The following is a 363-nucleotide window of genomic DNA, read 5'->3' as shown; positions in this document are numbered from 1 at the left end:
TACCAGCAAGCCGTGACGATCACGGCGCCGATCAGCGGCGTTAGGATACAACTTGGCGAGGTACGAGCCATCGGGCAAGTGTTGGATCGGGGTGAAGACGCGATTGGAGGTGATGCGTGCCAGCAGATGGGCCTGACGCGCGCGCACGGCGCTGACGGTGGCGTGGGTGAGGAAATGCCGATCCCACAACAGCAACCTATCGGGTTGCAGGAAGCGCAGCAGGGCTGGCGCCATGGTGATTTCCGCCGAGCGCAACGACTTGACCAGCCATTTCCACATGACATGACTGCCGGTCTCGCACAGCGCCAACACCCGCACCTGCGGAAAGGCTCCCGGCGCGCGGCCACTGCCGGGGCGCCCGAA

General features: G+C 64.7%; 1 pseudogene. It reads right to left on the bottom strand.

The features are described from left to right. A pseudogene (locus G3480_RS27500) lies at positions 1 to 363 on the bottom strand (IS4 family transposase); the annotation flags it as partial.

Origin of the sequence: Thiorhodococcus mannitoliphagus, from assembly GCF_010915725.1 — a bacterium.
In the GTDB taxonomy this organism is placed as follows: Bacteria; Pseudomonadota; Gammaproteobacteria; order Chromatiales; family Chromatiaceae; genus Thiorhodococcus; species Thiorhodococcus mannitoliphagus.
Note: the sequence above shows the minus strand (reverse complement) of the source record. Positions and strands in the feature narration are given on the sequence as shown.